Source organism: Desulfovibrio gilichinskyi (assembly GCF_900177375.1).
GTDB classification, from domain to species: Bacteria; Desulfobacterota; Desulfovibrionia; order Desulfovibrionales; family Desulfovibrionaceae; genus Maridesulfovibrio; species Maridesulfovibrio gilichinskyi.
In genome coordinates this window covers 534,482-554,928 of record NZ_FWZU01000003.1, presented here as the reverse complement: position 1 = coordinate 554,928, position 20,447 = coordinate 534,482, and the positions used below count along the sequence as shown (strand labels likewise).

The following is a 20,447-nucleotide window of genomic DNA, read 5'->3' as shown; positions in this document are numbered from 1 at the left end:
GTATTGCAAAAAGCAACACATCATAAACAAGTGTTAATGCAGTATATATGGTTATTTTGAAGTTTTAACTTAAAAGTTCGTTTCTATTTGCAACACATGTGTGTGAGTGATCAATGCTGTTTTTATATAAAACTAACAATTTTAAGTAATTACGATCAAAAGAATACTTGGCATGAGTTTTGATAGTTATACGATAACGACGTCAATGATCTTAAAATGAGGAGGGAACATGGCTACAGTACAGAATGTAAAAAGTTTTTTGGACAGGCACTACAAAGCAATGGTCGAAAATCAATGCAACACCTGTAGTGTAGGAACATGGGCCATCAATCGTAACCAGTCATCATGTGATAATAAAGAAAGGGGGTTTTTCTTGAAAACATTTCTAAACCGTTTTCGGACCAAAGACCAGAATTCTGCAACAGCACAAGTTGAAAACGACAAGATCGTCAGTGCTATTTCCGAATCAACCCGCCCTGGCTGCAAAATTCTTGTTGTCAGTAAAGGATCTGCTTTCTCCGGAAATGTAGTAAGCTACGCAGTTGAAATGGCCGCTAAAACCAGAAGCAGTCTGGTCGCCTTGAACCTTGATGAAAAAGGAACAAACTTCAATAATTTCCGCAATGAATGTGAAGACAACATCGCCAGCTTCTCCGCTAAAGCCTCAGAAGCAGGATTACTCTTTGCACATCTGATTAAAACCGGAGCAGAAGATTCTGTCGTTGCAGAACTTCACAGCAACGACAAAGAGTTCAGATACGTAATGGAAGATGTCGCCACAAATCAAGCAAAACGGCAGGCAATCCCTGTATATACACATGCAATGCTACGGGTGAAATAGAGGGAAAACCACCTCTGATTTGCTCTCTTATACACTATAAGGTATATTATGACTCCTGAGATTATTTTAGTTATGGCTGTTCTCGCATTCGCAGTCTTATTGTTCATATTCGAATGGGTTCGTGTTGATGTTGTCGGTATCATAATGATGGTGCTACTTCCGCTGCTTGGCCTTGTGACACCAAAGCAGGCTATAAGCGGATTAAGCAGTAACGCCGTTGTTTCCATTATTGCTGTAATCATTATTGGCGCCGGCCTGGATAAGACCGGCGTCATGAATACTATGGCGAGAATAATCCTGCGTTTTGCCGGAAAAAGCGAAACACGGATTATGACAATGATAGCAGGAACTGTTGCCGTCATTTCAGGATTCATGCAGAATATCGGGGCCGCAGCTTTATTTATGCCTGCGGCTAAACGTATCGGTAATCAGACAGGTGTTCCAATCGGACGCTTGCTTATGCCGATGGGTTTCTGTGCAATTATCGGAGGATGTTTGACTCTTGTCGGCTCCAGCCCTCTGATCCTGCTGAACGACCTTATGATCGTAGGAGGCAAGCACTATGAACCTTTCGGTTTATTCGGAGTCACTCCGATAGGTCTTCTTCTTGTTGCATCAGCTCTCATTTATTTCATTCTTTTCGGACGTTTCATACTCCCCAATAAAAATGTTGATGAAAATTCCGGGCCTATGTCCAATCTTCTCAGCAATACTTACGGCGGTGTAGGTTCGTTATTTGAATTACATGTTCCTAAAACATGGAAGAATGAAAACAACTTGCATGCTCTTGAATTACGCCCCATTTATTTTTCAACAGTTGTTGCTATTGCCAGAGACCACGGTAAAACACATCTATTTGCTCCTGACGCAATGGAAGATATCCTGCCAGGTGATCATTTAGCTGTTGTCGGGCCTAAGGAATTTGCTCTGAGCATGGCTGAAGACCTTGGATGGGAAATGCAGGCTGAATTGAAAACTTTTGCAGAAGAACTCTCCCCTAACAATGCAGGAATAATGGAAGGGCTTATCACGCCGCGTTCTGAACTTGTCGGGAAGACTTTGACTGAACTTCGCATCCGTGACCGCTTTAAAGTTTCTCCCTTGGCTATTTTCCGCGGAGAAAAACTTTTTGTGAGCGGCCTTACAGGCATAAAACTGGAGTCCGGTGATGCTCTGCTGTTGCACGGTCGCTGGGAAATGTTCCATCTGCTGAAAGATCGTCCTGACTTTGTCTTCACTGAAGAAGTGAAAGGTGAAGTTCTTCGCACAGAAAAAGCTAAAGTGGCATTAATGTGGCTGGCTGTTTCACTTGTGATGATCTTAGGATTTCATGTTCAGCTTTCCATTGCACTGCTTGCCGGAGCACTCGGCATGATTCTTACAAAGGTACTCAGTATTGACGAAGCATATCAGTCTGTCGACTGGATGACTGTCTTCCTGCTGGGCGGTCTTATTCCCCTCGGAATGGCATTTGAAAACACAGGCGCGGCTAAATTCATTGCAGACACGCTCATGGCTGCACTCGGACATCCGACTCCTCTGGTTTTACTGACCTCGATCGGAATCTTAACTTCCTTTTTCACTTTGGTTGCATCCAATGTCGGAGCAACGGTTTTACTGGTTCCACTATCGATGAATATGGCACTCAGTGCAGGTGTTGATCCGCGTATTGCAGCTTTGACTGTTGCAGTTGCCGCATCAAACACATTTGTCCTGCCTACTCATCAGGTTAACGCTCTTATTATGCGTCCCGGTGGTTACAAAACTATCGACTACGTACGAGCGGGAGCGGGAATGACCATTATTTATATGGTTGTAATGATCTCAGCATTAATGTTCCTCTATTAATCAACACAGCAAAATGCCAAGGAAAAAAATTTCCTTGGCATTTTTACGTGCTCTATTTCGGGAACTGGTTTATATCCAGAAAAACTATACATTGTCCCCCCCATATTAACTTATTTGTCCATAAATAGGACAAATAGTAGACTAAAAGAGGAGAACTTAATGCAACCGTCAATGCTACAATCATTTGGGAGCAACTTCCTTGGAGCCGCCCCCAAATGGTACAAATTACTTATCTTATTTTTTCTGGTTTTAAACCCATGCCTGATGTTTACAGCAGGACCGTTTATCGCAGGCTGGGCACTTATCGCTGAGTTTATTTTCACATTAGCGATGGCACTGAAATGCTACCCTCTGCCAGCTGGCGGCTTGCTAGCCTTTGAAGCCGTTTTTTTGAAAATGACTTCAACAGAAACGATCTATCACGAAGCTATTAAAAATTTCGAAGTTATACTGCTGCTGATTTTCATGGTTGCAGGTATCTACTTCATGAAAGACTTCCTTCAGTTTACCTTCACTCGTATTCTGGTAAGGGTTCAGTCTAAAATTACTATCTCCGTTCTCTTCTGCCTTGCTGGAGCGGTATTATCAGCATTCCTTGACGCTCTTACCGTAACAGCTGTTATTATCGCTGTGGCCTACGGTTTCTATAACATCTACCACCGCTTTGCGTCTGGTAAATCACTTCAAAGTGATCACGACCTCTGCAACGATCAGGCTGTTGTAGAAAAGAACCGCGAGGACTTAAAAGAATTTCGTGCATTCCTGAGAAACCTTATGATGCACGGCGCAGTCGGTACAGCTCTCGGCGGAGTTTGCACACTTGTCGGTGAGCCGCAGAACCTGCTTATCGGCGGAGAAATGGGCTGGCACTTCATAGAATTTTTCCTAGAAGTTATGCCTGTCTCATTACCGGTTTTAGCTACCGGACTTATCACCTGTGTTACGGTTGAATACTTCCACCTGTTTACCTACGGCGCAAAATTACCGGGCAATATCCGCTCACATTTGCTTGAAACAGCAATTCAGATGGAAGAAAAACAGGGCAACAAAGGCAAAGTAAAATTAATCATTCAAGCGATGACAGGTATCTGGCTTGTCGTTGCATTGGCCTTCCACCTTGCCGCTGTCGGTATCGTCGGTCTGTCGGTAATTATTCTGCTAACAGCTATGAACGGCGTAATTGAAGAACATCATCTGGGTAAAGCTTTTGAAGAAGCACTACCGTTTACTGCCCTTCTCGTTGTGTTCTTCTCAGTTGTCGCCGTAATTCATGACCAGGGTCTTTTCCACCCTATCATTAGTTTCGTACTCAGCCTGCACGGACAAACTCAGCTTGCAGCATATTACATTGCCAACGGTTTGCTTTCAGCAATTTCTGACAACGTATTTGTTGCTACTGTATACATTTCAGAAACAAAAATTCATTTTGTCAAATTACTCGGAGCCATTCCTGACATTGGTATGACCGGACAAGCTTTGATGGACAAACTTACCGATCCTCATATTGCAAGAGTCGATGCTGTTGCAGGTCTTCCTCAGGCAGCAGCAACTCAGGCTCTTGATATAATGAGAAACTTAGACAAACTTGCAGTAGCTATAAACACCGGAACAAACATTCCAAGTGTGGCTACTCCTAACGGTCAGGCAGCATTCTTATTCCTGCTGACCTCAGCCCTTGCACCGGTTATCCGCCTTTCATACGGACGGATGGTGCTTTTGGCCTTACCGTACACCATCACCATGTCAATCATGGGCCTCGTGGCTGTTAACTACTTTTTGTAGTTAACAGTATGCTGCTATTGAATCTGGCAGCATCACCGGCCCCGTAGTTGACTTCCAACTTCTACGGGGCCGGAAAAATTCAATAAAAAAAATCCCCGGACTTGATAGTCAGAGGATTTTTTTATTTAATATTAATCCTATAATCTCAGCTTTTATCTGCTCACTTTAACTTACAGCTGTGCCCTTATCATTCCTGCAGTTTCAAGAACAATTGGAGCTAACTCTTCTTCAACTCTCTTCGCAGTCCAATCTGAAACTCTAGCTGAAATATATACTGAAGCCCTAGGAACACCCTGCATATCGAGCACCGGAGCAGATACGGCAATCTCTCCGACCAGCTGCTCCTGCTCAGAAATACAAAATCCTCTTTCCCTGATTTGAACAATTTCGCGCATAATCTCATCAATACCTGAGATTGTATAAGGTGTAATTGCACTGCGGTCTGAACGCTCTAAGATGCTTAAAATCTCTGAATCAGCCAAACACGAGAGAAACGCCCTGCCGCCGCAATATGCAGGAACACTCCGCCCCGGAAGAGTGCCTTCAAGTATGAACAGTCGTTGCGGTAAGCGGATCAAATAAATAATAGAAGTGTCGTACAGAGTTCCGAGATAAACTGAATTCCCTGTCCGTTCCCGTGCATCCAGCAAGAAAGGAGTTGCAACTTCGATGAGCCGCTCCCCTCTCAAAAAATTATAACTGAGACTCATGACTTTAGGAGTCAGTCTGAATTGTTTGGTTGCAGCATCTTTATGAAGATATCCCAGAGATTCCCAAGTATGTAAAAACCTTTGAGCCGCACTTCGATTAAGCCCTGTCAGCTCGACAACAGCGTTGAGACCAAGCTGCCTGTTTCCTTCGTCGAAGGCTTCAAGCACCTGCATTCCTTTTTCAATAGACCCCACAAACAGGGGGTTACTTCGCTTTATTTTTGTTTTGTCCACCATAACAATTTAGATACATTGTCTTTAAGATTCAGTCCAGCCACTTATAAGAAGCTTCACATGAATAGATTTTTGTTTTTTCGATATAATCTTATTATAAACCGACATAAATCAGATATGAATAACATTTTTGTATTTTAATGTTATTTTTTACGGACAAAATTTTTACAAAAACCATTTTTTGTCAAAACAACTTGACTCGCTATTCATGACTCAAGTATTGTTATTAGGTATAAGTTATTGCAATGCGATATTTAATACTAAAAATCACTATAAAAAGTGCGAGTAAACAGTTAAGCTAAGGTGTATAAGTAGAAAAAGCAGAATATTTTTTTAAAACTTACTCATTTTTTACAGTATGATACAATATATTTACAATACAAAAGTTATTTTTTTGATAATATTTGAATAAGTGAATGACGGACCATGACATACAGGATGTCTGCCCTCCTTCATTTTCGAACCTTCATCCCCGAAGAGGACATTATGAAACGTATCAATCTTTTCTGTCTGATGCTGATGCTGGTAATGGCAATTCCCGGCAGTGCTCTGGCTGCTACAACAATCAAAATGAGCTACAATGGCCCACCAAATGACAGTGACAATGCTGTCCATTACTTTGCTGTAACATTTCAAGATTTGCTTAAAAAAGAAGTCGGCAACGATATTGAACTCAAACTTTTCCCTAACAGCCAGCTCGGTAACGAAGAACAGCGCATGGAACAGGTTATGAGCAGTCCTCAAATCAATGTAGCTTCCTACGGAGGTCTGCAGACTGTGTTCCCTGAAATGTTTGCCACAAACATTCCTTTCCTTTTCGACAGCTACAAAGCTGCACACGCATTCTTTGATAAAAGCAGCTTCATGGAAAAAGCCCGCAAAACTTTGCGTGAGCGTACCGGCATAGAGCTACTTGAAGTAGTTGAAGAAGGTGGATTTCTTGCATTCACCAGTAATGAACCTATTCACTCACCTGCTGATTTCAAAGGTATGAAGTTCCGCGCCATGGATACCAGCCAAGTTGCTATGTACGAATCATTCGGAGCATCCGGAATGCCTATTCCTTGGACTGAAGTATATCTTGCTCTGAAGACAGGCGTTGCTGACGGCCAAATGAATCCTCCTACCTACATTATTATGGGCAGTCTGTACGAAGTTCAGAAGTATCTGGCCCTTGCAAACGTTCAATACTCAGACCAGTTCCTGCTCATGAACGGCGAACTGCTCGATTCTCTCACTAAAAAAGAACGTACTGCTATTAAAAAAGCAGCTCACGAAGCAAATATTAAAACCCGCGAATTCGTAGAATCACAGGTTCAGGACCGCATTAAATTCCTTGAAGACAAAGGAATGACCAGCTACACCCCGACACCTAAAGAATTAGCACAGTTCAAAGAGCTGGGCAGTCCTTCATATATCAACTGGTTAAAAGATCAGGTTGACAATTCATGGATCGACCTTGCCCTCAAGGATGCTGCAAAAGCTAATGCTCTGGGAGCAAAATAAAAATGGAATCTGTCACTTGTTTTTGCAAAAAAGCCTCTGACACACTGGAACGCCTCTGCCTGATCGGGGCAGGGGCTCTCCTTATCATCAACTTGCTTGATGTCATGCTTGGAGTTTTCGGTCGTTTTTACCGCCCGCCGATGTGGACCACTGATTTAGCCAGAATAACCTTGGTCTGGATGGTAATGCTGGGAGCGGCTCCGGCGCTGAAACGCGGAGAACATATGGTCATCCGTATCATCGTAGACAGGCTGCCTAGAACACCTAGGATGATAGTTACTATTGTGCGGCGTATCGTTTTCGCGGGAATTCTCATCTTCATGCTGATATACGGCTACAATTATGCTCAAAAATTACACATGTTCACCATCATGACTCTCGGAATCAAAAAGAGTGTCTCACTTATGTCTATACCGGTCGGCATGGGGCTTATGCTGATTCAGTACATATTGCAGCAGTTCATACCGGTCTCAAGTGACCATCCATGTAAGGAGGACCGCTCATGAGTTTAGCTCTCCTCGGAATTTTCTTTGTAGCTCTGATTTGCGGGCTACCTCTTTTTGCAGCAATGCTGGCAACAGCAATCAGCGGCTTTGCTTTAATCGGCGATTTTTCACAGTTCCGCATCATGATCCAGCAGTTCTACGGCGGCATGGAGCCTTTCTCCTTATTGGCCATTCCCTATTTCATTTTAGTCGGTGAACTTATGGGAAGCGCCGGACTTACCAACCGTCTGCTCACTTTTGCCGAAGCGCTGGTCGGACATTTCAAGGGAGGACTCGGTTACGTAACCGTTGTCGCCAGTATAATCTTTGCCGGAGTTAACGGATCCGCAGCTGCGGATGCTTCGGCTGTAGGTTCCATTATGATTCCGGCTATGAAAAAAGGTGGATACCCTCCATCATATGCGGCAGGTCTAACAGCCGGAAGTTCACTGATCGGGCCGATTATTCCGCCCAGTATTTTTATGATTCTGTTCGGAGCTATGACAAAAACCAATGTCGGAGCTTTGTTTATGGCCGGAGTTCTGCCGGGTCTGTTGCTCGGCATAGCTTTTATGATCATGCATCGAGTCAGTGCTTACAGGCTTAATCTCCCCACTGTAAACTCGGAGTTTTCCTTTTCCAAGCTCCTTACAGCCACAGGCGGAGCCATTACCTCTTTGATCGCTCCCGGAATCATTATCGGCGGCATCCTTTTCGGATTCATGACCCCCACGGAATCAGGTGCAATTGCCAGCTTATACGTTCTGGCTGTCGGCTTTCTATGGACACGCGAACTGACATGGAAAGATGTAACGAAAGCACTCGGCAATACAGTCAGGCTTACAAGTGTCATTTTCGTTGTTATCGGCGCGGCTACAATCGTAGGTTGGATTCTTGCTTCCGAGCAAATTCCTCAGAAGCTGGCTCCAATAATTTTAGAATATGCCAAGACTCCTTTCATGGTACTGCTCTTCATGAGTCTGATTATTTTCATCGTTGGTATGTTCATGGAAGAAATAGCCGCACTGGTATTGCTGACTCCGGTCTTTGCACCTCTTGCTGTAGCGGCTGGAATCGACCCTCTCCATTTCGGAATCGTAATGACACTGAACATTACCATCGCGCTGATCACGCCGCCCATGGGAGCATGTGTGTACATAGTCTCATCAATCGGAGCCGTTCCGCTTGAAAAGATGTTTAAACACATCTGGCCCTTTGTCTGCGTCGCCATAGTCTGTCAGTTTATGCTAATAGCCTTCCCTTCGATATCACTCTGGCTGCCACGCATGCTGGGATACTAACGAATAAGACATTATTTATGGAGTTAAAAATGTCATATCACATAGATTCTCCCTCTATACCTCAAACAGTTAATCCGTCATGGGAAGCTGTTTATTCTATTGAAATTCGGGAGAACAATGAAAAGCTCGTGCCCTTATCACTGGCGGAAAATCATTTTCTGGTCCGCCCTGCATACTTTTACGCAGGAATTACAAAAGCCCTGCCGGAATGCTATGCTCGTGACGAAATACGAAAAAAGTTGCTCAAAGCAAACGGACTCCTCCCCAAAGGATTACGGCTGATCATTCTGGATTCATGGCGCAGCAAAGAGACTCAAACAGCCCTGTTCAATGAATGCGTCGCGGCTCTTATAAAAGTTCATCCTGACAAAGATGAAAAAACCATTAATAAAATGGCCTCTGAATTTGTAGCAACACCGAGTCTGGACCCAGCTCACCCCTCACCCCATGCAACAGGGGGAGCGGTGGACCTGACCATTGCCACAACCGAAGGGGAACCGCTCTTCTTCGGCGCGGCCTTTGATTATCCCGGAGCTGTTTCCAACACCCGCTACTTTGAAGAACGTCTGGAACGAGGCGACACGCTGACAGACATTGAGCTGGTATCAATGAATAACCGCAGATTGCTCTATGATGTCATGACTCGCGCCGGATTTGTTAACTATCACGGCGAATGGTGGCATTTTGAATACGGCACACAGCGGTGGGCTTATACCAAAAAAGAAGATCATGCTTTATACGGCCCTAAAATCATCACCCTCAATTCATTTGCCGCATTTGTTCCGTCATTTAACGCTGGCATTACAACCTTAGTCAGTGCCGGAGGGTGATGAGGGATTATATTGTTAATTTTCGTTGATGTAGATGCTTTAGGTGAGAAAAGCCCCTGACTTGGTCAGGGGCTTTTTGATTTGTACTGTGAACTGATAAATATGAGTTTATAATTACTGGAGAATTGCTTTTATTTTATTATATTTTTTAGTTGCATATTCTGTAGCATCCTTCCATGTCCGGTTTTGAACGCTGATAAAATTATTCAATCCATCAATAAACGGCTTAGTGAATTCCTCATGCATAGTTGCAATATGGTGAAAATTTATCAAAGCATTTCGCATTTCAGTGTATTTCACATTTTCCCCAATTTTAAGCATATACCCGTCAAACTCAGTCGGAACATATTGCGGTGGGATATTGGGTGTCCTGTGACCATTCTCGTATAAATATTTGTTTGTCTGCCATAAAAAACGATACACATCCTGTATATTCTTCTTCTTAAGATTGTATTGCTTTTCCATAACATCAGCATCGTGACCTAGATGTTTCATAAACGGTTTGTGATCGAAATAAAATTGATCAATTGAGAATTCTTTCAATCTTTCTCCATAATCACCATCCTCACAACCGTATAACCCGTAATCTTCGCTCCAGTATCCTATAAGATCAGAAATGCCCTTTGAAATAATAATAGCCCCTCCAGATATATGCTGATGGGATTTTCCAATAAAACCTTCACGCTTTCTGACTGTGTTTTTGTTATCTAACTGATTATAAAAATCCCCTCCCCAAACAGCATCTTTACCGTGTAGCTGCATTTGTTTTAAAAGCAGACTGGCCCACTGCGGGGAAGTAATTACAATATCATTGTCCAGTTTCATATAAAGAGGCGCATCAGAAAGACGCCATCCGATATTCGCAGCAAGAGCGACTCCATAGTTCTTATCTAAACGAAACAAATGTTCAATTTGTTTAGTTTTTTTCATTTCAACAAGAATTTTCTGTGTTTCTCTGTCACTTCCGTTGTCTACAACTGTAAGCGAATAAGGAACCAATGTATTTTTTCGTACCGCCTCTAATGTTTGCTTTGTCAATTCAGGACGGTTGAAAACTGGAACTGTTATATTGAGCAGAGGAGAATCTTTCACAGCGGGACTCACATCAGGTTATAAATTACAATTTACTTATTCTTAATAATTTAAAAATAAAATAAAGTCGAAATAACAAAAAAGGCTTCACTGAGCACACAGCCCGGCGAAGCCTATTCAAGCAATTTAATTTATCCCGAAATAAACTTTTCTTAATCAGCCGATACAAACAGGTTTTACATTAACAAATTCGCGGATTCCGTAGCTTCCGAGTTCACGCCCGTAGCCGGAAATACCTGTCCCGCCAAACGGCAAATGCATGTTACTGCGGACGAGGCTGTTAATATAAACACAACCTGTTCTGATACGGGCCGCGACCTTTGCTGCAGCGTCCTCATCCTTAGACCAGACTGATCCGCCAAGGCCGAATGGAGTATCGTTTGCAACTGCCACAGCTTCGTCTACAGAATGCACGCGAAATACCAGTGCTACCGGTCCGAACAATTCCTCTTTGCAAACGTCGGCGCTTGGTGAAATATCGGTAATTATGGTTGGCGGATAATAATAACCTGTACGTTTTGGAATACTCCCGCCGATTAAAATCTTTCCGCCTGCTTCAACACAACGATCAACCTGTTCCTGCAACTCTGCACGCAAACGACCTGAGGACATTGGCCCCATGTCCGTTTTCGGATCAAACGGATCACCCATTACCAGCCTAGACATACGTTTGGTAAGGCCGGATACAAATTCATCATAAACTTCATCCATTACGATAAACCGTTTTGCCGAAATACAGGTTTGCCCAGTGTTACGACACCTTGATTTGGTTGCGACTTTAACTGCTTCTTCAATATCAGCATCGGCAAGCACTACCAGAGGGTCACTTCCCCCTAATTCCATAACTGACTTTTTAAGTCTTGCTCCGGCGGCGGAAGCCACTTTCCGTCCGGCGGCGGCACTTCCGGTGAGGCTTACTGCGAACACGGACTTATGATCCAAAACAGTTTCAACCTGACTTGCCCCGATGAGCAATGTTCTGAATACGTTTGCAGGAAATCCCGCATCTACAAATATTTTTTCAATAGCCAGAGCACACTGGGGGACATTGGAGGCATGTTTAAGAACAACAGTATTCCCAGCCATAAGCGAAGGCGCCGCTATGCGGAACACCTGCCAGAACGGGAAATTCCACGGCATCACGGTCAGCACCGTACCAAGCGGCTCGAAAGTAACGAACGCTTTACGCCCCACGCCTTCTACAGGGATAGGTGCAAGCATGGACTCCCCTTCATCAGCGTAATAGTCACATACCGCAGCACATTTTAAAGCTTCTTCTTTACCCATGCGAATTGGTTTACCCATTTCTACAGCCATAATTTCAGCAAGTTCTTCACTCTGAGCTCGTAACTGATCTGCTGCTTTTTTCAAGAGTCCGGCGCGTTCACTGAAACTCTTCGATTTCCACCCGGTCCAAGACTCCGCCGTAGAGTTAAGAACGTTCTGTAAATCACCTTCAGATAACGGATTAAAAGAGGCGACCACTTCTTCGGTAGCCGGGTTAAGACTCTGAATACTCATAAAAAGGTTCCTTGTATTTATATCTAAATGAATTTTGCTAATGTGAGATTTAAATTCTCAAATAGAAAGTTTTTTCCACATAGTCCTTATCTCTTTCGTTGAAGAGAGTCTACGCCCTTCCGGTACGTGGATCAATCCGGCTTAGCCCTACTTTTCAGCAGTCAGGAGTACTGTTATGAATATCATCACCCATAAGAAAAGGGTTTACACTAAATTTAGTGTAAACCCTTTCTTTTCAGGATGTTCAATAAGAACACAACCTAATTAACTATTTTTTAAGGCAAAAATTTCCGCAATTCTATCTTCTTACTAAGTATAGTTTAAAGAAAGACAGTCCAATATAAAATATACTACTCCCCTATATCACAAGAATACAACTTTTCTTGTAATCAAATTACTCTGAATTTTCTAGACCATCTAGAACCTATTCAAAGCTTTTTAAAAAGGAAGAAGAATTTAAAAACGTTAGAATAAAAAACTTAATTATGTTTTACACTCCTGTAAGTTATATTAGTTAAATAAAAATTGCATCCACAGCCGATATTCTACAACCAACAACCCACCCAACGCAGGTTTTCAAGGTTTAACAGCAAGATACGAACCAAATATTTTAAGCTTAAATATTAAATAGTTAGTGTTTTAAAACAATATTCAGTGAGGCCAATTGGTTTGTATTAAATGGATTCAACTCCCATTACAGCATAATACAAACTAACGTATTAAAACTTACACTAACATTTCAGTTAGTTAAATCATAAAGCTGATTTTGACCCACACGATACACCAAAACGAGTCAAAATGACACATTTTAATTTTAAACCTCGCCATAGACAGTATTTTATAGATATGAGAGTGCTGCAAAGACAAAATAGCAATAAATGCGGAAAACCCCTTTATGAGGATATTTCGGCGTGAAACTAAAATTCGATTTTTTCTGGCGTGAAAGTTTATTGGGATGTTCCAAGGGTGAAAAACAAACGGCTCAAGCAGTTCTCGGGGCAGCTTTTTTTTCAACTTTCGGAGTTGGAGCTTTCACGTTTGCCATGTCTGTCAACGCCCAGTCTTCAGGGCTTTCCCCTGCATGGCTCGGACTTGCGTTTTCAGGATACTTCCTTGCCCGCCTGATCCTTGCGCCTCTTGCCGGTTACGGTGCGGATTTTGTCGGTCCTATCCCGCTCCTTCTTGCGGCGACTGGAGCCGGAACTTTTATCCCCGCTCTTTATTCATTCTCCCAATCCCCAGAGACACTTGGTATTATTCAGATTTGCTTAGGATTTTGCTCAGGCATAGTAAAACCCGTAACCATGTCCCTTTTAGGAGGATGTGTACCTAAAAATAAACGTGGCCGATTATTCGGAGCCTACAATACCTGCTTATATACAGCTCTTATTCTCGGCCCGTTAGCCGGAGGCTTGGCCATAAATATTCAAAAAGGTATAGGGCCGTTGTCTCTTGCACTACCAGGTATCGGGATGGGATTTACTTTTCTTTTTTTCATTCGTGCTAAAGCGACTTCACCTATTCATTCAACAATGGCAAAATCTGTAAAAACAGGAGCGCCATGGCGCAACCTGAACTTTCTGGCCCTGCTGTTAGCGGTCATGGGGAGAACCGTAGGATCATCGGTGATCATTACTTTTTTGCCACGGCTCATCAACGAACGGTTCGGACTTAGCGGAATTATTGCAGGAATTCTTTTCGCGCTTCCCAATATTGCCATCATTTTAGGCATGCCTTTGACCAGCAGGTGGGCTGACATACGTGATAAAACAGGGCTGACATTTTTAGGCATGGGCATATGTGCAGCCTGTCTGTTCGGCTTCGGCCTGTCTCTGCCCATGTGGGGATTTGCATGCCTTGCGGTGACAATGGGTCTCGGGTCAGCTCTTTCACTGCCTGCTTCCATGTCCCTGGCTGCTGATATGGGATCTGCGAAAGGGTCCATCATGGGAATATTTCTCGGAGCAGCCAATCTAGGATTTGTTATCGGTCCAAGCCTCGCCGGATTCGCCGCAGAAAATGGAAGTATGACTGATGCTTTTGAGCTGAGTGCGCTTTTCAGCGGATTGTGCCTTCTGCCCACTTTCGTGATAATGAGCAAAAAAATGTATGCAGACTGATTTACTCAGTTAACTCTATTTCTGACCACATATTGAGAAAATTTACACAAGCGGTTGACGAGTTATAGTATAACGGTTACGTAATAAGTCCAACGCAAAAAAATTTCCGTGCCTTTTCCTGCTCAAACCAGAGCTTCCTCATGTGCGCACCGGAAATTGTCAAGATTTAAACCCGCCCTTCTCAGGATGCGCTAAGGCACAAATGCCTAAGTGTATTGCTTCGTTGCACCCAAATTACTGTCCGTAAAAGCTTATAGGGATAAGGTGTACTCTTTATGATAAAACTCAAGAAAGGACTCGACATTCCTATCTCGGGTGAACCTGAGTTGGAATTATTCGAGGAAAGTCCTCCTAAAACTGTAGCGGTGCTCGGTTGCGACTATGTCGGCATGAAACCGAGTATGTCCGTTGCAGTAGGGGATACGGTCAAACTTGGCCAAGCTATCTTTAAAGACAAAAAAACCGAAGGTGTAATCTTCACGGCTCCCGGATCCGGTAAGATTATCGCCATCAACAGAGGTGACCGTCGGCTTTTGCAGTCTGTTGTCATTGAACTTGATGAAACAGCCGGAGAAGTTGAATTTCCGAAATACAGTTCGGATAAGCTGCTCAGCCTTGATCGCCAAAAAGTAGTAGATAACCTCGTAACATCCGGCATGTGGACCGCGTTTCGCACACGCCCTTTCAGCAAAACTCCGGAAATAGATTCTGTTCCGCATTCCATTTTTGTAACGGCGATGGATACCAATCCGCTGTCCGCTGACCCAACTCCGATCATCTGGCAAGAATCTGAAGCATGGCTTGACGGTCTTCGTATCCTAACCAGGCTGACCAAAGGCGATGTCAATGTCTGCGCGGCAGACGGCAAAGCTCTACCGCTTCTACAAGAAGTGAAAACCCAGCTCTTTTCGGGACCTCACCCTGCAGGTCTGGCAGGAACTCACATTCATTTTATTGACCCAGTGGGTCCTGGAAAAACAGTTTGGCACCTTGGTTATCAAGACGTCATTGCTATCGGCAAGCTTTTCATCACCGGCAGGCTTGCTACAGAACGTTTCATAGCTCTCGGCGGCCCTATGGTTAAACGTCCGTGTATCCTGAAGACAAGAATGGGCGCCTGCATGGGCGAAGTGCTTTCTGGAAAAATCCTTAAAGGCGAAGTCCGTATAGTTTCAGGGTCAGTCCTTTCCGGCTTTAAAGCGGAAGGACCGCTTGGTTTTCTTGGTCGCTTCCATAACCAGATTACAGCAATTGCCGAAGGCGGTAAGCGCGAGTTTCTGGGTTGGCTGGGACTGGGACTCAACAAGTTCTCTGCAAAATCAGTGTATTTGTCAGCATTTTGTACAAAAGGGAAAAAGTTTGCTCTGAATACACTATTAGGCGGAAGCGCGAGAGCTATTTTCCCCACTGGAGCGTTTGACGAGGTCATGCCGCTGGATATCCTGCCGACGTATCTTGTAAGAGCGATGGCTGTTATGGACACGGATGAAGCTCAGGCACTCGGCTGTCTGGAACTCGATGAGGAAGACCTCGCCCTGTTGTCCTTTGTGGACTGCGGCAAGAACGATTTCGGGTTCATGCTGCGCGAAGTCCTCACTCTTATCGAGAAGGAAGGATAAGAATTATGGGAACTTTGCTTAAAAAAATACACAGTGCTGTCACCGGAGACGGAAAGTACAAAAAGTACTACCCGCTCTACGAAATGATAGACACCTTTATGCTTACGCCAAGTGAAACAAGTTCAGGAGCCCCTCACGTCCGCGATGCCATTGATCTCAAACGAGTAATGATCACCGTGGTTTTCGCTCTCATTCCATGTTTTTACATGGCTATGTGGAATACGGGATATCAGGCTAATACTGCACTTTCAGCACTCGGACTTGAAGCAGGAACAGGTTGGCGTTGGAGTGTGATGAAGCTTTTAGGACTTGCGGCAAATCCGGAAAACTTCGGAGCCAATGTCATTCTCGGAGCACTCTACTTTTTCCCGATTTATATTGTCTGCAATATTGTAGGCGGTTTTTGGGAAACGCTTTTTGCAGTTGTCCGCAAACATGAAATTAACGAAGGATTCCTCGTTACGGGATCGCTCATTCCGCTCATTCTTCCACCTAATATTCCGCTGTGGCAGGTGGCTCTGGCTACAAGCTTCGGTGTAGTTATCGGTAAAGAAATATTCGGAGGCACAGGAAAAAACATCCTTAACCCGGCACTTCTGGCCCGTGCGTTCCTGTTTTTTGCCTATCCTGCTCACATCTCCGGCAACGCAGCATGGGTTGCCGTTGATGGATACTCAGGCGCGACTCCGCTGGCTCTTGCTTCAGGCGGAGGCATAACGGCAGTCATGGCCAAATACTCATGGTGGGACTGCTTTATCGGAACCATCCCGGGTTCAATCGGCGAAACTTCAACACTTGCGTGTCTTATCGGAGCAGTCGTTCTGATCATAACAGGTATTGCCTCGTGGCGTATCATGATCTCCATACTTGCCGGAGCTTCTGTTGTAGCGATTGTGTTCAATACAATAGGAAGCGCAACCAACCCGATGATGACGATCAGCCCTCTGTGGCATCTGGTCATGGGTGGTTTAGCCTTCGGTATGGTATACATGGCAACTGATCCGGTATCCTCGTCCATGACTCCGAAAGGACAATACTATTACGGGGCACTTATCGGGATCATGATTATTCTGATACGTACGGTCAATCCGGCCTACCCCGAAGGTGTCATGCTGGCGATCCTCTTCGGTAACGTGTTTGCTCCGATCATCGACCACTTTGTCATGAGGGGTAATATCAAGCGAAGGAAGGTGCGCAGTGTCTAACGATTCAACGAAAAAAGTATTTGTTGTGGCGTTTTCTCTGTGCCTCGTCTGCTCGCTTCTGGTATCAGCGGCAGCAGTAGGTTTGAAATCCATTCAGGAAGAAAACAAATCTCTGGCGCGCAAAGAAAACATTCTGAAAGCTGCCGGCATCTACAATAAAGATGTTCCGGTTGCCGAACTATATAAACAGATCGAATCCAAAGTTGTTGACTTATCTACCGGTAAATATGTGGACATAAATGCGGACACCTTTGATCAGCGTAAAGCCGCCAAAGACCCGGCATCAAGTATCATCATTCCATCCGGCGGAGATCAGGCAGGCATCGGACACCGTTCCAAATATGCCAATGTCTATCTGCTTAAAGACGGTAAAACCCTTAAACGTGTGATCCTGCCTATCCACGGCAAAGGGTTATGGTCGACCATGTATGGCTTCATAGCTCTTGCTCCTGACTTAACCACCGTAAAAAGCTTCGGTTTTTATGAACACGGTGAAACTCCTGGACTCGGCGGAGAAGTTGACAATCCTAACTGGAAAGCGAAGTGGATAGACAAAAAGGTTTATAACGACAAGGGCGAACCTGTTCTTGACGTTATTAAAGGGACGGTCAACCCCGCTGACCCAATGGCCGCACACGAAGTAGATGGACTGGCAGGAGCCACGCTGACATCACGTGGTGTTACCAATCTGGTGCATTACTGGCTGGGCGAAGGTGGATTTGAACTCTACCTGAAGCAACTGGCTATAGAGGAAGGTGATCAAAATGGCTAAATTCAGAGAAGTTTTGCTCAAACCGCTTCTGGAGGACAACCCCATCGCCGTTCAGATCCTCGGGATTTGTTCAGCGCTGGCCGTTACCACCAAACTTGAGACGGCGTTCGTTATGAGTCTTGCTGTAACTTTTGTTACGGCAGCCTCAAACATGTCGATCAGTTCTATCCGTAAACACATTCCTTCAAGCATCCGCATTATCGTCATGATGACCATCATTGCTACACTGGTCATCATAGTTGATCAGTTTCTTAAAGCGTTTGCCTACGGAATCAGCAAACAGCTGTCCGTGTTCGTCGGACTTATCATAACTAACTGCATCGTCATGGGACGAGCTGAAGCATATGCCATGAAGAATCCGCCAAGTCTGAGCTTTGCCGACGGTCTCGGTAACGGTTTAGGATATGGTCTAGTTCTTCTTATCGTGGCTTTTCTTCGCGAGTTATTAGGCTCAGGCAAACTATTCGGGCTTAGCGTGTTCAAACTAACGTCTGAAGGCGGCTGGTACGAACCGAACGGACTCATGCTTCTACCCCCGAGTGCGTTCTTCATTATCGGATTGCTCATCTGGTCCGTGAATGCTTACGAAAAGCGTAAAAACGCTAAGCCATAAAGGAGTGAGCCGTGGAACATCTACTTAATATCTTTGTCAAATCGATTTTTATCGAAAATATGGCACTGGCCTTCTTCCTTGGCATGTGCACCTTTCTGGCAGTGTCCAAAAAGGTGGCAACTGCTCTAGGACTGGGCGTGGCTGTTGTTGTGGTCATGACGATCACAGTTCCGGTCAATAACCTGCTTTACAACTACTTCCTGCGTGAAGGAGCTCTCGCATGGGCCGGATTCGGCAACGTGGACCTCACGTTTGTCGGTCTGATTTCATACATAGGAGTTATCGCAGCTATCGTTCAAATTATGGAAATGGCTCTCGATAAATATGTACCGTCTCTTTACAATGCTCTGGGCATATTTTTGCCCCTGATCACTGTTAACTGCGCCATTTTGGGAGCTTCTCTATTTATGGTGGAACGTGATTACAACTTTGCAGAATCCCTTACCTTCGGTTTCGGTTCCGGCATCGGCTGGGCACTTGCCATAGTTGTTCTGGCCGGTATCCGCGAGAAAATGAAATATTCGAATGTACCTGAAGGACTTCAGGGACTGGGCATCACGTTTATCGTGGTCGGTCTTATGTCATTCGGATTTCTGTCATTTTCAGGAATACAGATGTAGTTGCAAAGGTTGCTGCTTGCGCCTTTTTATTTACGAACCATCAAACTATGGGAAGTGAAGAACCATGGTTGAAATAATACTCGGTGTAGTGATGTTTACCGGCGTAGTTCTTGCGCTGTGCGTGTTCATCCTGCTCGCCCGGGCCAAACTTGTCCCGAGCGGAGAGGTTAACATTGAAATTAACGGAGACCCGAAAAAGTCCATTGCGGTCAGACCCGGGACAAAACTCCTTAACGCATTGGCTGAAAAGGAAATATATGTTCCATCCGCCTGCGGAGGCGGTGGTTCCTGCGGTCAGTGTAAATGTCTTGTCCATTCCGGCGGTGGAGACATACTGCCGACAGAAACCGCACATGTAAGCAAGCGTGAAGCCCGTGAAGGGACTCGCCTCGCCTGTCAGGTGAATGTTAAACAGGATATGAAAATTCAGGTTCCGGCCGAAATCTTTGATATCAAAAAGTGGGAATGTACGGTTAAATCCAATATTCCGCGCGCTACATTCATCAAAGAATTCACAATTCAACTTCCCGAAGGGGAAAGTGTCGACTTCCGTGCAGGAGGTTACATTCAGATTGAAGCTCCTGCTCATACCGTTCACTACAAGGATTTTGAAGTAGGCGAACAGTTTAAGGGAGACTGGGATAAATTCAACCTGTGGCGTTACACTTCGGTGGTCAAAGAGCCCATTGTGCGTGCATATTCAATGGCCAACTACCCCGATGAAAAAGGCATCATAATGCTTAACGTCCGTGTTTGTCCGCCTCCTCCATTTGCTCCTGACGCTCCTCCCGGACAGATGTCTTCGTACATATACAGCCTTAAACCGGGTGATAAAGTCACCATTTCCGGTCCTTACGGCGAATTCTTCGCCCGTGATACGGACTCTGAAATGATCTTCATCGGCGGTGGCGCGGGTATGGCTCCCATGCGTTCGCACATCTTCGATCAATTGAGACGGTTAGGTACGAAGCGTAAAATCAGTTTCTGGTACGGTGCTCGCAGTTTGCGTGAAATGTTCTACGTAGAAGAGTTTAACCAACTTGCCGAAGAGTTCCCGAACTTCACTTGGCATGTAGCCTTGTCCGATCCGCAACCGGAAGACAACTGGACAGGATACACAGGATTCATCCACAACGTTCTTTTCGAGAACTATATCAAGAGCCATCAAGCTCCTGAAGATTGTGAATTCTACATGTGCGGACCACCGATGATGGCGTCTGCGGTGGAAAACATGCTCATCGCTCAAGGCGTAGAAAAAGAAAACATTATGTACGATAACTTCGGAGCCTAATCAGGCTGAAGCTGATACAGAAAAAGGCTCGGGCCGGAAAGATTCTTTCCGGCCGCG

The 20,447-nt window shown here is 44.6% G+C and carries 17 protein-coding genes; 14 read left to right on the top strand and 3 right to left on the bottom strand.

Annotated elements, in window-relative coordinates; all coding sequences use genetic code 11:
* Positions 1–229 precede the first annotated feature (229 nt).
* The 3 genes from B9N78_RS10985 (at position 230) to nhaB (ending at position 4,471) form a co-directional block, all read left to right on the top strand.
* Positions 230–841, top strand: a complete 612-nt coding sequence (locus B9N78_RS10985; protein WP_085102159.1) for a hypothetical protein — start codon at positions 230–232, stop codon at positions 839–841.
* Positions 842–889: 48 nt separating this feature from the next.
* Positions 890–2,689, top strand: a complete 1,800-nt coding sequence (locus B9N78_RS10980; protein WP_085102157.1) for an SLC13 family permease — start codon at positions 890–892, stop codon at positions 2,687–2,689.
* Positions 2,690–2,848: 159 nt separating this feature from the next.
* Complete coding sequence (gene nhaB, locus B9N78_RS10975) at positions 2,849–4,471, top strand: sodium/proton antiporter NhaB (RefSeq protein ID WP_137982523.1); 1,623 nt, start codon at positions 2,849–2,851, stop codon at positions 4,469–4,471.
* 170 nt (positions 4,472–4,641) lie between these two features.
* Here nhaB and B9N78_RS10970 read toward each other — a convergent pair whose 3' ends face one another.
* Positions 4,642–5,376 carry an IclR family transcriptional regulator gene (locus tag B9N78_RS10970; protein ID WP_170921411.1) on the bottom strand — a complete coding sequence of 245 codons (735 nt, stop codon included), beginning with the start codon at positions 5,374–5,376 and terminating at the stop codon, positions 4,642–4,644.
* 525 nt (positions 5,377–5,901) lie between these two features.
* Between B9N78_RS10970 and B9N78_RS10965 the strand changes: the two genes are divergently transcribed.
* From B9N78_RS10965 to B9N78_RS10950, 4 genes are read left to right on the top strand one after another with little or no spacing between them, the layout of a single operon-like run.
* Positions 5,902–6,921 (top strand): TRAP transporter substrate-binding protein, encoded by a 1,020-nt coding sequence (locus tag B9N78_RS10965; RefSeq protein ID WP_085102154.1) that lies wholly within the window; start codon positions 5,902–5,904, stop codon positions 6,919–6,921.
* 2 nt (positions 6,922–6,923) lie between these two features.
* Positions 6,924–7,427 carry a TRAP transporter small permease gene (locus tag B9N78_RS10960; RefSeq protein WP_085102153.1) on the top strand — a complete coding sequence of 168 codons (504 nt, stop codon included), beginning with the start codon at positions 6,924–6,926 and terminating at the stop codon, positions 7,425–7,427.
* The gene (locus B9N78_RS10955) at positions 7,424–8,707 is read left to right on the top strand and encodes a TRAP transporter large permease (protein WP_085102151.1); all 1,284 of its coding nucleotides are present in this window, start codon (positions 7,424–7,426) and stop codon (positions 8,705–8,707) included. Before B9N78_RS10960 ends, B9N78_RS10955 begins: the two co-directional genes overlap by 4 nt.
* Before the next feature lie 29 nt (positions 8,708–8,736).
* A complete protein-coding gene (locus tag B9N78_RS10950) occupies positions 8,737–9,537 on the top strand; it encodes a M15 family metallopeptidase (protein ID WP_085102149.1) in 801 nt (266 codons plus the stop codon).
* A gap of 114 nt (positions 9,538–9,651) precedes the next feature.
* On the opposite strand, the gene B9N78_RS10945 is transcribed toward B9N78_RS10950, so the two are convergent.
* Complete coding sequence (locus B9N78_RS10945; RefSeq protein WP_170921410.1) at positions 9,652–10,629, bottom strand: glycosyltransferase; 978 nt, start codon at positions 10,627–10,629, stop codon at positions 9,652–9,654.
* Between the two features lie 156 nt (positions 10,630–10,785).
* Positions 10,786–12,150, bottom strand: coding sequence for an NAD-dependent succinate-semialdehyde dehydrogenase (locus B9N78_RS10940; RefSeq protein WP_085102145.1), 1,365 nt, complete (start codon positions 12,148–12,150; stop codon positions 10,786–10,788).
* A 911-nt stretch (positions 12,151–13,061) separates the two neighbouring features.
* Here B9N78_RS10940 and B9N78_RS10935 point away from each other — a divergent pair.
* The 7 genes from B9N78_RS10935 to nqrF all read left to right on the top strand — a co-directional run bounded on the left by B9N78_RS10935 (position 13,062) and on the right by nqrF (position 20,390).
* Positions 13,062–14,270, top strand: coding sequence for an MFS transporter (locus B9N78_RS10935; RefSeq protein WP_085102143.1), 1,209 nt, complete (start codon positions 13,062–13,064; stop codon positions 14,268–14,270).
* A gap of 275 nt (positions 14,271–14,545) precedes the next feature.
* Complete coding sequence (locus B9N78_RS10930) at positions 14,546–15,889, top strand: Na(+)-translocating NADH-quinone reductase subunit A (RefSeq protein ID WP_085102142.1); 1,344 nt, start codon at positions 14,546–14,548, stop codon at positions 15,887–15,889.
* 5 nt (positions 15,890–15,894) lie between these two features.
* Positions 15,895–17,094 carry an NADH:ubiquinone reductase (Na(+)-transporting) subunit B gene (locus tag B9N78_RS10925; RefSeq protein ID WP_085102140.1) on the top strand — a complete coding sequence of 400 codons (1,200 nt, stop codon included), beginning with the start codon at positions 15,895–15,897 and terminating at the stop codon, positions 17,092–17,094.
* Positions 17,087–17,866: a Na(+)-translocating NADH-quinone reductase subunit C gene (locus B9N78_RS10920; protein ID WP_085102139.1), complete on the top strand. Its 780-nt coding sequence runs from the start codon at positions 17,087–17,089 to the stop codon at positions 17,864–17,866. The genes B9N78_RS10925 and B9N78_RS10920 overlap by 8 nt, the downstream gene beginning before the upstream one ends.
* Entirely contained in the window at positions 17,859–18,479 is a 621-nt protein-coding gene (locus B9N78_RS10915) for an NADH:ubiquinone reductase (Na(+)-transporting) subunit D (RefSeq protein ID WP_085102137.1), read from the top strand. Before B9N78_RS10920 ends, B9N78_RS10915 begins: the two co-directional genes overlap by 8 nt.
* An 11-nt stretch (positions 18,480–18,490) precedes the next feature.
* Positions 18,491–19,099, top strand: coding sequence for an NADH:ubiquinone reductase (Na(+)-transporting) subunit E (gene nqrE, locus B9N78_RS10910; protein ID WP_085102135.1), 609 nt, complete (start codon positions 18,491–18,493; stop codon positions 19,097–19,099).
* Positions 19,100–19,163: 64 nt separating this feature from the next.
* The gene (gene nqrF / locus B9N78_RS10905) at positions 19,164–20,390 is read left to right on the top strand and encodes an NADH:ubiquinone reductase (Na(+)-transporting) subunit F (protein ID WP_085102134.1); all 1,227 of its coding nucleotides are present in this window, start codon (positions 19,164–19,166) and stop codon (positions 20,388–20,390) included.
* The last annotated feature ends 57 nt before the right edge of the window (positions 20,391–20,447 follow it).

Excerpts from the sequence above, each read along its gene's own strand:
- B9N78_RS10985 (WP_085102159.1), top strand. The coding sequence starts at position 230 with ATGGCTACAGTACAGAATGTAAAAAGTTTTTTGGACAGGCACTACAAA.
- B9N78_RS10980 (WP_085102157.1), top strand. The coding sequence starts at position 890 with ATGACTCCTGAGATTATTTTAGTTATGGCTGTTCTCGCATTCGCAGTC.
- B9N78_RS10955 (WP_085102151.1), top strand. The coding sequence starts at position 7,424 with ATGAGTTTAGCTCTCCTCGGAATTTTCTTTGTAGCTCTGATTTGCGGG.
- B9N78_RS10965 (WP_085102154.1), top strand. The coding sequence starts at position 5,902 with ATGAAACGTATCAATCTTTTCTGTCTGATGCTGATGCTGGTAATGGCA.
- B9N78_RS10940 (WP_085102145.1), bottom strand. The coding sequence starts at position 12,150 with ATGAGTATTCAGAGTCTTAACCCGGCTACCGAAGAAGTGGTCGCCTCT.
- B9N78_RS10930 (WP_085102142.1), top strand. The coding sequence starts at position 14,546 with ATGATAAAACTCAAGAAAGGACTCGACATTCCTATCTCGGGTGAACCT.
- B9N78_RS10925 (WP_085102140.1), top strand. The coding sequence starts at position 15,895 with ATGGGAACTTTGCTTAAAAAAATACACAGTGCTGTCACCGGAGACGGA.
- B9N78_RS10950 (WP_085102149.1), top strand. The coding sequence starts at position 8,737 with ATGTCATATCACATAGATTCTCCCTCTATACCTCAAACAGTTAATCCG.
- nhaB (WP_137982523.1), top strand. The coding sequence starts at position 2,849 with ATGCAACCGTCAATGCTACAATCATTTGGGAGCAACTTCCTTGGAGCC.
- B9N78_RS10915 (WP_085102137.1), top strand. The coding sequence starts at position 17,859 with ATGGCTAAATTCAGAGAAGTTTTGCTCAAACCGCTTCTGGAGGACAAC.
- B9N78_RS10960 (WP_085102153.1), top strand. The coding sequence starts at position 6,924 with ATGGAATCTGTCACTTGTTTTTGCAAAAAAGCCTCTGACACACTGGAA.
- nqrF (WP_085102134.1), top strand. The coding sequence starts at position 19,164 with ATGGTTGAAATAATACTCGGTGTAGTGATGTTTACCGGCGTAGTTCTT.